General features: G+C 34.7%; 14 protein-coding genes and 1 pseudogene. 11 read left to right on the forward strand and 4 right to left on the reverse strand.

Going from position 1 to position 13,706, the window contains the following annotated elements; all coding sequences use genetic code 11:
• Positions 1-39 precede the first annotated feature (39 nt).
• Positions 40-459 (reverse strand): VOC family protein, encoded by a 420-nt coding sequence (locus ACIQXF_RS20770; RefSeq protein ID WP_402787009.1) that lies wholly within the window; start codon positions 457-459, stop codon positions 40-42.
• Between the two features lie 354 nt (positions 460-813).
• Between ACIQXF_RS20770 and guaC the strand changes: the two genes are divergently transcribed.
• Positions 814-1,797, forward strand: coding sequence for a GMP reductase (gene guaC / locus ACIQXF_RS20775; protein WP_402787012.1), 984 nt, complete (start codon positions 814-816; stop codon positions 1,795-1,797).
• A 284-nt stretch (positions 1,798-2,081) separates the two neighbouring features.
• The gene (locus ACIQXF_RS20780; RefSeq protein WP_402787015.1) at positions 2,082-3,815 is read left to right on the forward strand and encodes a methyl-accepting chemotaxis protein; all 1,734 of its coding nucleotides are present in this window, start codon (positions 2,082-2,084) and stop codon (positions 3,813-3,815) included.
• Positions 3,816-3,956: 141 nt separating this feature from the next.
• Here the strand turns inward: ACIQXF_RS20780 and ACIQXF_RS20785 are convergent, their stop codons facing one another.
• Entirely contained in the window at positions 3,957-4,178 is a 222-nt protein-coding gene (locus ACIQXF_RS20785) for a phosphate-starvation-inducible protein PsiE (RefSeq protein ID WP_402787018.1), read from the reverse strand.
• Positions 4,179-4,399: 221 nt separating this feature from the next.
• Here ACIQXF_RS20785 and psiE point away from each other — a divergent pair, with 221 nt between their 5' ends.
• Positions 4,400-4,849, forward strand: coding sequence for a phosphate-starvation-inducible protein PsiE (gene psiE, locus ACIQXF_RS20790; protein ID WP_402787021.1), 450 nt, complete (start codon positions 4,400-4,402; stop codon positions 4,847-4,849).
• 15 nt (positions 4,850-4,864) lie between these two features.
• Here the strand turns inward: psiE and ACIQXF_RS20795 are convergent, their stop codons facing one another.
• Complete coding sequence (locus ACIQXF_RS20795) at positions 4,865-6,121, reverse strand: GNAT family N-acetyltransferase (protein ID WP_402787024.1); 1,257 nt, start codon at positions 6,119-6,121, stop codon at positions 4,865-4,867.
• 301 nt (positions 6,122-6,422) lie between these two features.
• On the opposite strand from ACIQXF_RS20795, the gene ACIQXF_RS20800 reads away from it, so the two are divergent.
• From ACIQXF_RS20800 to ACIQXF_RS20825, 6 genes and pseudogenes are all read left to right on the forward strand, one after another.
• On the forward strand, positions 6,423-7,412 hold the full coding sequence (locus tag ACIQXF_RS20800; protein ID WP_483869736.1) for an HAAS signaling domain-containing protein: 990 nt from the start codon (positions 6,423-6,425) through the stop codon (positions 7,410-7,412).
• Between the two features lie 316 nt (positions 7,413-7,728).
• Positions 7,729-8,919: a M14 family metallopeptidase gene (locus tag ACIQXF_RS20805; protein WP_402787030.1), complete on the forward strand. Its 1,191-nt coding sequence runs from the start codon at positions 7,729-7,731 to the stop codon at positions 8,917-8,919.
• A 322-nt stretch (positions 8,920-9,241) separates the two neighbouring features.
• A complete protein-coding gene (locus ACIQXF_RS20810) occupies positions 9,242-9,571 on the forward strand; it encodes a PadR family transcriptional regulator (RefSeq protein ID WP_402787032.1) in 330 nt (109 codons plus the stop codon).
• Positions 9,568-9,975, forward strand: coding sequence for a permease prefix domain 1-containing protein (locus tag ACIQXF_RS20815; RefSeq protein WP_402787033.1), 408 nt, complete (start codon positions 9,568-9,570; stop codon positions 9,973-9,975). Before ACIQXF_RS20810 ends, ACIQXF_RS20815 begins: the two co-directional genes overlap by 4 nt.
• A gap of 3 nt (positions 9,976-9,978) precedes the next feature.
• Positions 9,979-10,638 (forward strand): hypothetical protein, encoded by a 660-nt coding sequence (locus ACIQXF_RS20820; RefSeq protein WP_402787036.1) that lies wholly within the window; start codon positions 9,979-9,981, stop codon positions 10,636-10,638.
• 70 nt (positions 10,639-10,708) lie between these two features.
• Positions 10,709-10,828: pseudogene (locus ACIQXF_RS20825) on the forward strand (alpha/beta hydrolase); the annotation flags it as partial.
• A gap of 187 nt (positions 10,829-11,015) precedes the next feature.
• Here the strand turns inward: ACIQXF_RS20825 and ACIQXF_RS20830 are convergent.
• Entirely contained in the window at positions 11,016-12,218 is a 1,203-nt protein-coding gene (locus tag ACIQXF_RS20830) for an MFS transporter (RefSeq protein ID WP_402787039.1), read from the reverse strand.
• A 121-nt stretch (positions 12,219-12,339) separates the two neighbouring features.
• On the opposite strand from ACIQXF_RS20830, the gene ACIQXF_RS20835 reads away from it, so the two are divergent.
• Both ACIQXF_RS20835 and ACIQXF_RS20840 read left to right on the forward strand, forming a co-directional pair.
• A complete protein-coding gene (locus ACIQXF_RS20835; RefSeq protein ID WP_402787042.1) occupies positions 12,340-12,753 on the forward strand; it encodes a MarR family transcriptional regulator in 414 nt (137 codons plus the stop codon).
• Positions 12,754-12,941: 188 nt separating this feature from the next.
• Positions 12,942-13,601, forward strand: a complete 660-nt coding sequence (locus ACIQXF_RS20840) for a hypothetical protein (protein WP_402787045.1) — start codon at positions 12,942-12,944, stop codon at positions 13,599-13,601.
• Positions 13,602-13,706 lie beyond the last annotated feature (105 nt).

The following is a 13,706-nucleotide window of genomic DNA, read 5'->3' on the forward strand; positions in this document are numbered from 1 at the left end:
CACGATGATACAAAAATATCATCGTGCTTTTCGATAGTATTATTTATTTTCCTCATGACTAAATTGCCATTCGATTCCAAATTTATCCCTAAGTGAGCCATAACATTTACTCCAAAATGTTTCTTGCAGCTCCATACTAACTTTGCCACCATCTTTAAGACGCTCAAACGCTTTTCTTAGTTTAGCCTCATCATCTGAAACAACGGCCAATGTTACATTGTTTCCAATCGTGAACGGTGAGCCTGGAAATGTATCCGAAAACATTACAGTGCTACTAAAAATAGAAAGTCTTGTATGCATCACAAGATCTTTTGCTTCCTCTGGTAATTGATAACTTGGGTCTTGCGGAGAATCTCCAAACGTCATAATTTCAGGTTTGTCCGTATCAAAAACTTTCTCATAAAACGATACAGCCTCTCGACAATTTCCATTAAAAATTAAGTACACCTCTACTGCCATTTCCAACACTCCTTTGTCATTTTTTCGTAACAACTCTATTGTACATGGGGAACAATTACTATTACAAATTTTAGTTGAGTCGAACATAAGCTATTTTTCCAATGATGTCTTACTCTCCTAAATAAGAATATTTTTTCAAAAAAGCGTTCGATTTTATTAAAACAAGGCGTTTTAATCCAATTATTTCTTTTCATACTAAATAGTATATCCACGCTTTTTCCTCGCCTTTTCCTGCTGTTTTTTTATTTATTTGGATAAAAGCTTTGACATTTACTCAAAAATCATGTAAATTACCAAATGGCGAACAATTTAAAAAAATTCTTTAAAAATATTCGTATTTTAGGAGTGTATATAATGGATAACGTATTTGATTATGAGGATATTCAACTAATTCCCGCAAAATGTATTGTAGAAAGTCGTTCTGAATGTGATACTTCTGTTACTTTAGGTGGACATACATTTAAACTTCCTGTTGTACCGGCAAATATGCAAACAATTATCGACGAAAGTCTTGCTGAGAAGCTTGCTGAAAACGGTTACTTTTATATCATGCACCGTTTTCAACCAGAGACACGTCCCGATTTCATAAAAAAAATGCAAGGTCGTGGATTAATTGCATCAATTAGTGTTGGTGTAAAAGATGAAGAATACACATTTATTGAAGAATTAGCAGCTGCGAATTTAGTTCCTGATTTTATTACAATCGACATTGCCCATGGTCATTCCAATGCTGTCATTCGTATGATCCAACATATAAAAAAACATCTGCCAAATAGCTTTGTTATTGCTGGTAATGTTGGTACACCTGAAGCAGTACGTGAACTTGAAAACGCTGGTGCAGATGCAACAAAAGTTGGTATTGGACCAGGTAAAGTATGTATTACTAAAATCAAAACTGGTTTTGGTACAGGTGGTTGGCAGCTAGCGGCATTACGCTGGTGTGCAAAGGCTGCTACGAAGCCAATTATCGCTGATGGTGGTATTCGTACACATGGCGATATCGCAAAATCTGTTCGTTTTGGTGCTTCAATGGTGATGATTGGATCATTATTTGCAGGTCATGAGGAATCTCCTGGCGAAACAATCGAATTCGACGGTAAAACTGTGAAGGAATACTTTGGATCAGCATCTGAATTCCAAAAAGGTGAACGCAAAAATGTTGAAGGTAAAAAGATGTATGTTGAACATAGAGGCAGCATCAAAGATACTCTAATTGAAATGCAGCAAGACCTTCAATCATCTATTTCCTATGCTGGTGGCAATAAGCTAGATGCTATTCGAAATGTAGATTATGTAATCGTGAAAAACTCTATTTTTAATGGCGATAAAGTATACTAATAATTAGGATGACCCAAACAAGAGATAAATCTTGTTTGGGTTTTTATTTGGATTCAGTTGCTAATAGGCGTTTGTATCCTTGATTGTGCGATCGATTCTCTTGATTACCGAATGTTTCATATCAACTTTCTTAAATCAGCCACAAATACATTTTTTTGCCCTTATCTTAAAATATTATCTTTTATTTTTTCAGAATTTTCTATTTTATCGGAAATTTTATATTATAATTAAGTTATAGATTGAATAATGCTTTTTAAACCCTGAAAGGAACGGAGGTTTCGCCTATGATGAAGTCAGTGCGTAACAAACTTGTCATTTTAGCCATTTTCGTTATTTTGATTCCCACAGCACTAGTTGGTACAGTTAATTACTTTATGGCGAAAAATGAACTTGATGAGGTAGGTCGGCAAAGTCTTAAAAATGGTACATTAGGAATTATTGAATTAATTGCCCAATTAGATGAGCAGGTTCAACAGGGAAAACTTACGTTAGAAGAAGCCCAGGAACAGGCAAGAACACGGATAGTTGGTAAAAGGCTTGAGGATAATAAAAGATCCATTGATAATCCAGTAAAATACGGTGAAAACTTTTACTTTTATGCATTTAAAGATGACGGTACAGTGGAGACGCATCCATCTCTTGAAGGAGAAAACATCTATGACTTTCAAACAACTGATGGTCGTTATTTTATACGCGAATTGATTGATGAAGCAAATGCAGGTGGAGGGTATGTTCGATACGATTGGGCACTACCGTCAAACCCTGATGTAGTGGCTCCTAAGATTACCTACGCAGCCAAGGACAAGCATTGGGGCTGGATTATCTCTGCCGGTACCTATGAAATGGATTTCAATGCAGGCACTAAAAATGTCCTTTACTACACACTTGCTATGACTCTTCTTGCAACAATGATCGGTGTTGCACTATATTGGTTCTTCTCAGGTAGGATGACTTCATACATACGCCGAATCATGGTGATGACATCAGATATTGCTAAAGGTAAACTGACTGGTGAGGACATTCCTATTACGACAAAAGATGAATTAGGGATACTCGCTAGTAATGTGAATAATATGAAACATAGCTTAAATGAAATGGTTAATAACACGAAAGAAAGCGCAGCACAAATGAGAGTTTCTTCAGAAATGCTTAGTGCCATTACAGAAGAAACGACAGCTTCAGCAGATGAAATTCACCAGGCAATTACGGAAATATCTAAAGGAGCTATTGTTCAAGCCGAAGAAGCTGAAATGGCCATTAGTAAGGTTGAGACATTGTCGTTACTCATTTCATATGCAACCGAAAAATATGCAGAAATTACTTCGGATATGAATAGTATTAATAAATCTCAAGAAAACGGCAAACAGAAGGTAGAAGTGCTGCAGCAAAACTCGAATGAATTTATCAATGTAATTGAAGAACTAAGAGAAAACCTCTCTAGCTTAACTGGCCAAATGGAAGAAATTCATCATGTAGTACAAACCATTACGTCTATTTCGGAACAGACTAATCTTTTAGCCCTCAATGCAAGTATTGAGGCAGCCCGTGCTGGAGAACATGGTAAAGGATTTGCTGTAGTAGCAGAGGAAGTACGTAATTTATCAGAGGATACAAATGAAGCTACTAACCGAGTGAAAAACTTATTAAAACGTATAGAAATAGATACAGCTAATTCAGATTCCAAGATGATGCACACGCTCCAGCTTTCACAGGGACAGGCTATGTCGATTAGCCAAGTTAAAAATGCCTTTACATCATTAGCAGATTCCATACAAGGCATTAAGGAACATCTTGTTTCCCTCGATCAGGGCATGAGTGAGATGGGTGATAATCGTTTAATCGTTATTAACGCTATTAATGAAATAGCTAGTGTGGCAACACAATCAGCTGCGGCTACTGAACAAATTAATGCTTCCATTGATGAGCAAAAATCAGCGGTCACATCTATTATGCATTCCTCAGCAGAGCTACACAAAGAAGCAGAACGTATGCATGAATTAGTTGATCGTTTTACGTGATGCAATTGTCATAATACTTTTTTAAAAGATTAATATCCCCTTTAAGCTTGGCTTTTATAGCCATCTTAAAGGGGATATTATTATTACATTTTAAGCAAAAGAAAAATGCTACCCAATATGTGTAGCATTTTCCCCTTAAGATTACAGCTTGTTAATTACAGCGTGGATAGTTTCCTTTAATTCTGCATCATGTTGAGAAAGGTCTACAAGGTTTCCTAGACGCTCACGTAATACAGGGCGTTCAATTACTAACTTTTCATCAAGTACTTGTACTAGTAACTCAATAATAAGACGATCACGAACGTTTAATGCCTCTTCCAAACGTTCTGGTGTGATATTTGCATCTTTTGCTGCTTTTGCCATTTTAAAAACCCCTTTTATAATTTATATTCATGCACATCTATTTTAGCATACAGCTAATTTATTTTGAAAACTTTCTTTCACGAATATATGGCAAAACTTTACAAAAACACACTAAAATATTTACGATCAAATGTTATATTCAAATCATAATACAATGCATCCCAACCATATAATTAATTTATGCCTATCTGAAACCACCCCATAGGACTTGGAGGAATTAGATGAACGGAAAGAATTATTTACAATTAATAAAGGCTATACCAAAAACTTTACAGTTGTTTCTAAATGTTTGCCTTGTGCTTCTCGCGCTCATTTTATCCTTTCTACTAGTCAAAGAACTACTCGAATTCCTTAAAATTTTATTATTCAATAAGGACGGCGGTGACTACAAACTTATCCTCGCTAATATTCTTATTTTCTTTTTGTATTTTGAATTTATCACGATGATTATTAAATATTTCAAGGAGGATTATCATTTTCCACTAAGATACTTTATATATATAGGAATTACAGCCATGATTCGATTAATAATCGTAGAGCATGATCACCCCATCAATACCTTAATTTATTCACTTATTATATTAATACTAATTATAAGCTATTTTATTATTAATATTACGCCACTGGAACGACCTATTCGTTCATCTCTCTTTATAAAAAAAGATCAATAGCTTGTATTACCTTCCCTAGAAAGCTGTAATGCACATTGGTTTTTCAAGAACGAGGAAGAGTTGATGCAATGCCTGTATATATTGTTCATCGCTAATTTTCACCTTACTAAGCATAAATAACTCTTGCACTGTGACAACTCCTATGACAAGAGAAGAAAGCTCTGCAATATCTATCATCATTTCCACATCGTAATTTTCATTGTCTAAAATGTTTAAGTTACCTTTGATAGCCTTAATAATAATTTGCTGATTGTTTTCAGGTAATAATGAATCCTTCACCGTAAGCTTACATGTTAATGTTTGACCATTAAAGTTATGTGCTGTTAGCGCCTCAAAAAAACCTCGCACATTAATAATACGATACATTAAGCCAACACCTGAAACGGAACTAGCATGGTAAACACTTGGGATTAAATGATTCGTTCCATTTAGTACATCTCCTAAAAAGAAATGAACATTTTCTTCTTGAGTATTCCATTCAATACGATTCACTTGATCTGCTTGACTATTTAAAAACGTACTAAGCTCTAATAAAGCCTCTGGTGTCTCATATATCCATTCTTTAATGACTAGATTATTCAGTAAAAAATTAGTTTCACTTTGCTTATTAAAGGAAAACACCATATATCCCTGTATTTTATCTTCTCTTTCAACAGCAATAATATAGTTGCGAGGGTTTTTAAAAATGGAGGAAAGCTCCGATTCGGTTTTGTAAAACATACCATGCCTTTTTGCCGCTACTCTGTTATAGCAATCTGCTAATCTATGCTTATCTTGTGAAGTCAAATATGTGAGATGCCTTTTTGTTGACCCTTTCGGAAAGCTTGTTGGTTCCACTAAATATTGATGTATTTTAGATCCATAACCAAAGCCCATTTTTTTATAAAAGTCTGGTTTAAATGGATATAAAGCAACAAAGTGAATATTTTTCTCTAAAAAAACTTTAAAAAAATGAGCTATTAATTCTTTCGCAATCTTTTCCTTTTTGCGTAATAAATCTACTGCTACTAGCCCAACTCCCCCGATTGGAATTATGTTAGAGAAGAGGTTCATTTCAAAATCATGAAGTCGCATGCCACCAACTAGTTCGTTATCTTCCCATAACCCATAATAATTAATGGAGGCATCATTGTACTGGTTATGCATAAAATGCGCCTTCAATTGCTCTTTTGTTGGCTGTAAACCATCCATACTACCTGGATAAGCACCTACCACAATATCAACAAAATGGATAAAGTCCTCTTCCTTCAATAATTTTTCTATGAATCTCATATACATCCCCCTTTTTTTAGGAAAATAAAAATTCTTGTTAATAATTTTTCACATTAATTTCAGCACTTGATAATAACATATATTACCACACGAAAAATAATAATACTGTATAATTGCAGTATTATAACCCGAGGTGATCAAGATGAACCCCTTAGTAGATGCAGTCTCAAAGGAATTACGAGGTGGAAGTCAATTGCATACACCTCAGATTAGCTATTCCTTGATTCAGCGTCTAGCAAGTAGGAATTAATATTGAAGGGTGATGAAAAAAGTGAATTTGATTGATGCATATATTCATGAAGTGACTAGAAGGATAAACAAAAATAAACGTGATGATATCGCTCTAGAACTAAAATCTACTATTGAAGATATGTTATCTGAAGATTATTCAGAATCAGATGTTAAGGAGGTACTTAAAAAGCTAGGGAATCCAGAAAAAGTTGCTGCAAGCTATCAAGATACACCACGATTTTTAATCGGTCCACAGGTGTTTGACACTTATATTAGAACAATAAAATTAGTTGTGCCTTGGGCGATTCTTATTACAGTAATTGTTCAGATGGTAGAAAGCGTTGTACTTTACAGTGGAGAAGATGCACTTCTAACTACAATTATCAAAGCTATTTCTATAACAATCACCAATATCATTACAGTGATTATACAAGTGCTGTTCTGGATTACAGTTGCTTTTATTGTGATTGAACGATCTGGCGGAAAAAATATTCGAATCCCCTTTGTAAAGGACCTACAGCAATGGACACCAGATGATTTAACAATCGTTAAAATTGTCCCTAAAGAAAAAACGATTTCACTGAATGATATTATTTTCAGCTTCTTAGGTATTATTATTTTTACCTTTGTCTATTTCAATGCGAATCATCTTTTAGGAATCTACACTTCTAATAATAAAAGCGACTTGAAGTTTGTTATGCCCATATTCAACCAAGATGTTTTACTGTCCTTTGCGCCAATCGTTTTATTTTGTATAGTGTTAAGTATAGCTTTAACATTATTGAAATTGAAAGCTGGTCAATGGACGATGTTAATTGCAGTAGCTAATGCTCTAATACAATGTATAGGCACCATTGTATTTATCCTTATGGTTAAGCAACCTGATTTTATACACAGTGCCGCTGTACCTTATATCGCTGCCATTACGGAAACGACTTCTGCTAAGATTTTATTTGCAATAGACCGCATATTGTTAGTAAGCATTTTTATTGCCATCATAGCTAATGTATTTGATATTTATCATGGCTTTAAAAAAGCAAAAATCCGTGAAGACATATAAACTTTGTGAGCTGACTCTCTTCTTAGTCAGCTCATTTCCTTTTCCCTCTATTACCCTTATACATCTAAAAAATAAAGAACAAATGACTCCTTTCCTTACTAGCGTTGAGGCGACAGGATTGGCTCCTTGCTTGCATAGGACGTCTGTCCATTATGAAATGTGTCTTTAGAAGAAGTACTAAACAAAACTTTCCTCATTTAACGTTAATAAGTTTTTTATTTTTTCATATACATTTTATATTGAACTATTTTAACTTCTTTCGGCGGAAGTCCAAATTTATCGCTGGAGGCATAATAGATATTAAGGAGAGAAAATTGTGGACATATTCGTAAGACCAGGAGATTCACTTTGGCGTTATAGTGAAGTGTTTAATATATCACTTCAGCTAATTTTAGATTCTAACCGCCATATAAACCCTCCATTTCTAAGAGTGGGACAGCGTGTTAAAATTCCGGGTTTTATCATTACCAATTATCAAATAAAGCAAGGGGATTCTTTTTGGCAGATTACCCAAAGCCGAAATATCCCATTAGTAGCCATTTTGCTCGTCAACCCTGGTCTTAATCCAAATCAATTACAAATAGGCCAGATAATTCACATACCCGTGCGAATTACATGGAGACTGGTCGACGGTAAGCAAAATTATACTTACGACATTATGATGAAGGATATAAGAACACTAATCGATGCTTATCCATTTCTACAAAGCTCTACAATCGGATATTCTGTCTTAGAACATGAAATACCCGAGCTACTCATCGGAAACGGAACAAAGCGTGTTCATTATAACGGTTCCTTTCACGCGAACGAATGGATTACAACTCCGATTATTTTAACCTTTTTAAATGACTACCTACTCGCGCTCACTAATCAAAGCACAATTCGAGGTCTTTCCACACTCCCACTGTACCGGCAAACAACCCTTTCCATAGTTCCGATGGTCAATCCCGATGGTGTCAATTTAGTGATACAAGGCCCACCCAATGACGAAGTGTTAAGAAATCAGCTTATTCGTTGGAATAGTGGTAGCACCAATTTTTCTGGATGGAAGGCAAATATACACGGCGTCGATTTAAACGACCAATTCCCTGCAAAATGGGAGTTAGAAAGTGCACGTAATTCCAAAACACCTGGGCCAAGAGATTATGGCGGAGAACGACCTTTATCCGAACCAGAGGCCATTGCTATGGCTGATTTAACAAAGAAACGCAATTTCGCAAGAGTTCTTGCTTTTCATACGCAAGGAAAAGTAATTTATTGGGGCTTTGAAAACCTTGAACCACCCGAATCAGAAGTTCTTGTTAATGAGTTTAGTCGGGTCAGTGGCTATGAGCCTATCAATTCAGCAGGAAGCTATGCAGGCTATAAAGACTGGTTTATTCAGGACTGGCGTAGACCTGGCTTCACTGTTGAGCTAGGAAGTGGGACGAATCCTCTTCCAATTAGCCAATTCAATGACATCTATGAAGAGGTATTAGGGATCTTTCTTGCAGCATTGTATATGTGATGAATTTTAGTTGCTTATCTAAATAATAAAATGACTCCGTGAATCTCCTTTTACCTTTGCGTGAAAGGGGATTTTTAAGCTTTCAAAAATTACTTTGACAGGCAGAGTAATGTTTGTTAATATTACTCTGACAGATAGAGCAATAAGGTGAAACTTAATCAGTGCGGATTTACTTCATCCCCACTAATTATTAGTCTTCACCAATCGGGCTCTTATGGGCAGTTCATCTTACTCTTAAGTGGACGTCTGTGCCTGATGGTTCTCTTTCGGTATGGATAAATTACTGCGCGTTAATGCGGGATAAAATGTAAGCAGGTGACTTATGGTTCGAAGTGATATCATCCGAGGACACTTGGACTCGATTATTTTACGGCTAATTTCAGAAAAGGACCGGTATGGCTACGAAATTTCTCAGGAAATAAGTCTCCGCACAAATAATCGTTTTCAAATCAAAGAAGCAACTTTGTATGCTGTTTTTCAGCGTCTAGAGAAAAAGGAAGTAATTGAAGCCTATTATGGTGACGTTTCACATGGAGGCAAAAGGAAGTATTACCGTATTACCCCTTTAGGAAAAGCTTATTTAAATGAGCTAGTAAAAGAGTGGTCGGAAGTAAAAGAAATTATCGACTTATTTATGGAGGGCTTAGAATGAAAAGAATAAAAAACCATATTGATGAGCTTTTTAAGGATATGCCTCGTAATAATGAAACTGAGATGGTGAAACAAGAAATCATTCAAAATCTTGAAGAAAAAGTTTTTTATTTGATGGATCAAGGAAAAGAACAAGAAGATGCCATCAACAAAGCCATCGTAGAATTTGGGGATATCGAGGATTTAAAAAAAGAACTAGGCGTTAAGGAGCCCGAAAAGAAAAATATGTCCAAATTAAATTTAGAATTCTCTATATGGGGTAGTGCATTAATTATCGCGTTCTTTATTTTCATTAATCTTTATTACACGCCACATACAATTTGGGCGATTTACCCAATCTTCGCAATATTATGGTGGCCATTATCAATGTACTTCGTTTGGTCACGAAAGAAATGGAGTGAATAGAGCATGAAGAACTTTATTGGCTTTTCGATTGCCGGTAGTTTAATGACAATGATATTTTTAGGAATCGTCAATTATATTACATCGCCTCAAACAATTTGGTTTATTTACCCATGTTTCTTGGTGTTGCTATGGCCAATTACTTTATTTTTTATGTCTAAAAAAATGTATAAACAATATTCTCTCATTTGTAGTGCCATGATTATTGCATTTCTCATCATTGAAAATTATTTATACTCACCTGATTATTTATGGTTCATTTATGCGGTTTATCCAATAATCTGGTGGCCAATTCTTATGTATTTAGAAGAAAAAGCGAAAACATTGAGAATTGCATTGATAGGCTGTGCAAGTACGATCATTTATTACTCTTTATTAAATATTATTTTATCCCATCCATATCCTTGGGCGATCTATCCAGCATTTTCAGTAATTTGGTGGCCACTATCCTTATATCATGCACAGAAAAAAACTTTTGTTGCGTTCTCTATTAACGCTACTGTACTTATCAGTATCTTTTTTATTACAGTAAATATCGTCTCTTCACCAGAAGTAATATGGGCAATCTATCCGATTTTTGTAACCTTATGGTGGCCCCTCAGCATGTACTTTTATGTTTATAAAAGAAAAATGTACAATTCAACAACTCTCCCTAAAAGAATCTAAAAATTCGAACTACAATTCGCATTTGCAGGGGAATTAGATGAAAAAGATAATGAAATTAATAAAATATATATTGCAACAAGTAAAGATAAACGGTAGTAATCATGAAATTATGATACGTGGCAAAGATAAGAATAATCCAGTTATTATTTTTGTTTACAGAGGACCTGGGTGTTCGGAAATACCTTATGCAATTTCGAGCAATCCGCTCATTATCCACAATTTGAAGAGAAGGAAAAGTTTTATCAATGGATGTGCGATACTTTTATACAATAAATTTAATTTGAACAAGAGCATGTTTGAATTTCTAAACAGGCTCTTTAAATTTGTTCTCTTTTCAGTTATCAATATCATTCATAGCAGTAATGGCACCACAGTCTTTATTTATTTGATCCCCCTCTAAATATGAATGCCGCAGCAATTGAAGATATAAAATATAAGATGAATGCAAAATAGTAGACATAAACAACACCTATGTAATCAGAAATTAGGCCTGATACGAAAATAGAAAGTGCAAACACTAAATAATATAGATTATCCTTTGCTGCATATAATTTTGCTAATCCATCAATATTTTTTTGAATATATGTTTGCTGGGAAATATCACGAAGCTGGTAAAATGGCCCCATTAAAACTACTAAAAGAAGGGCTATCCAAGCTGTTGTATTCATCGCGTAAAGCAGTACGAATAAACTAACAAAAAACGAACCTATCACAATTCCTTTTATTAAATGCTTTTCAAGCCTCGTAGAAAATACAGCTATTAGCATGCCTCCTATAATACTTCCCGCAAAGTAACCAGAGTTAATAAATCCCCACCATTGCTCACCCTTCTTTAAAACTTCATGAACAAATACAAGGGTTATAGCACCGATCCATATTCCTGAAGCTATACCTTCCATGATGTCCATAATTGTAATGGTTCTCATGTGGTTTTTCTTACTAAATAAAATAATCCATCCCTCTTTGACGATGTCCAAACTAGGTCGTTTTGGAGATTTTTTAATTGTTGTAGTTTTTATTTGTAAGGAAGTCAAAAATGATACGATGAAAAGAATCAAACACACCATTAGTACCGAATTACTGCCGTAAATAATGATAGCCACCGTACCTATAGACCAACCAAGTAAAGCAAATGTCTGATCTGTTGTACTTATTAAACTATTCGCCTTTCCTAACGCTGTTTGTTCAACAATCCCCGGAATAAGAGCCATTCGGGACGGTGAAACAAATCCATCTATAAAACCAGCCAATGTAATAAAAATATAAATAATCGTCAATCTTAAAGTCGTATGTAATAACCCGCCGTCGTTCAGTACACTTATTATTAATAACATGATAATGAGCTGCGCAAGGAGAGATAGACTTAAAATTTTCTTTAAAGGAATTTTTTCAGTAACGAATGGAAAAACAAAGGAACTTACAACCTTCCCCATTACATGAATAAACATGACGAGAGAGGCAAAGGTTGCCGAATGTGTTATCGAAAAGATTAGTAACGTAATGGTCATCGTATACAACGACATCGCTAGCTTGCCACAAGAAATGTTACCCCAAAGATAATAAAAATGTTTACTCACCATTTCTCCCCTTCTCTGCCTAGACAAATTTAGATTATTGTATCAAAAACAACATGGATAGTAGCCCACATTATATACTTACTATATAATTTAATTATTAAATATTTTAACAGGCTGTGATATTATGTCAAAAGACGATCAATTACATCATATAGAAATCATTATGAGAGAGATGCTTGAAATACAGCAAAAATCGACAATGTTTGTCAATCTCCTATCTGAAGGGGAATCATTATCTCAAAACCAACTGATTCTTCTACTTCAGTTAAAAATTAATGATTGTATGAAAGCAACTGAAATTGCTGAGTTCTTCAGTGTAACGCCTGGCGCGGTTACGTCGATGTGCGATAAACTTGAAAAACTAGATTTAGTACAACGTGTTAGAGAAAATGAAGACCGACGTGTCGTAAAAATGGTTCTAACGAAGAGCGGTGAAACAAAGGTTCAAGAGTTATTTTTGAAGTTCTCGCAAGAAAAGCTTACAGACATGGCAAAAATTCTGAGTGATGTTAATCAGTTAATGAAAAAAATTTTTTAGGATTTCAAAAATTGAAATCCTTTTTTATTGCCCAGAAAAATGTAAGGCTCCTGATTTTTAGAGAACTCTCCTGCATTAAAGTCATCACTTTATTAGTACTTGACAAAATGGAGCTACATATAATTTAATTAATATATATTTTAATAACTAAAATATATATTAATTAAATTAAAATGAGGTGATTATCCTTGATTCAAAAACCCCGCACTGTAACCCTAACAAACGGTAATATAAAAACCTTAACCGCAGACTGTGAGCAATTAAATATCCGTGGATCTGTTGCTTTACATCAAGAAGTACGACTTAAAAAAATCTCTTCCCATGGTCATAGTTCTTTTCATTCATGTGTTGTAGCGCAAACTTTAAACAGTTCAGGAGCATGCACAATAAAAGGTTTTTGCGAAATTAATGAAATAAAGAGTGCTGGTAGCTTAAAAATGGAAGCTGGGCAAGTAATAAAAATAAATAGTTCTGGGAAGTTGACCATTGCACAAAGTTTGAAGGCCGAAACGGTGGATGTGATTGGTATTGTAAAAGCAGTAGAAATAAATGCGGAACGTTTTGCTTTAAAATTGTCTGGTGAAAGTGAAATTGGAGACCTGATTGCTGATGATATATGGATAGAAAAAGATAAAATTTCTATCCTTCCATTATTAAAGAAAAAGTTAAATTGCAATCGTCTAAGAGGGAAGCATTTACGTCTGTCCTATACGAATGCGGACATAGTAGATGGAGATGTTGTCATCGTAGGAAGTAATTGTAGAATAAAAACACTTTATTATACAGATAGTTATTCGATTGACCCAAATGCGAAAGTACAACAAGTTATAAGGAGAGAAAAAGAATGACATTCGTCTAATAAAGTGTACCCTTTGTAAAGGACATTTTAAAAAAAGCTCTAGGCAACTTGAAGAAGATGATGTCTGTATTGTGCAGGTGTCATCTTTTTTAGG

The sequence above is a fragment of the Lysinibacillus sp. NPDC097231 genome (assembly GCF_044761885.1).
In the GTDB taxonomy this organism is placed as follows: Bacteria; Bacillota; Bacilli; order Bacillales_A; family Planococcaceae; genus Lysinibacillus.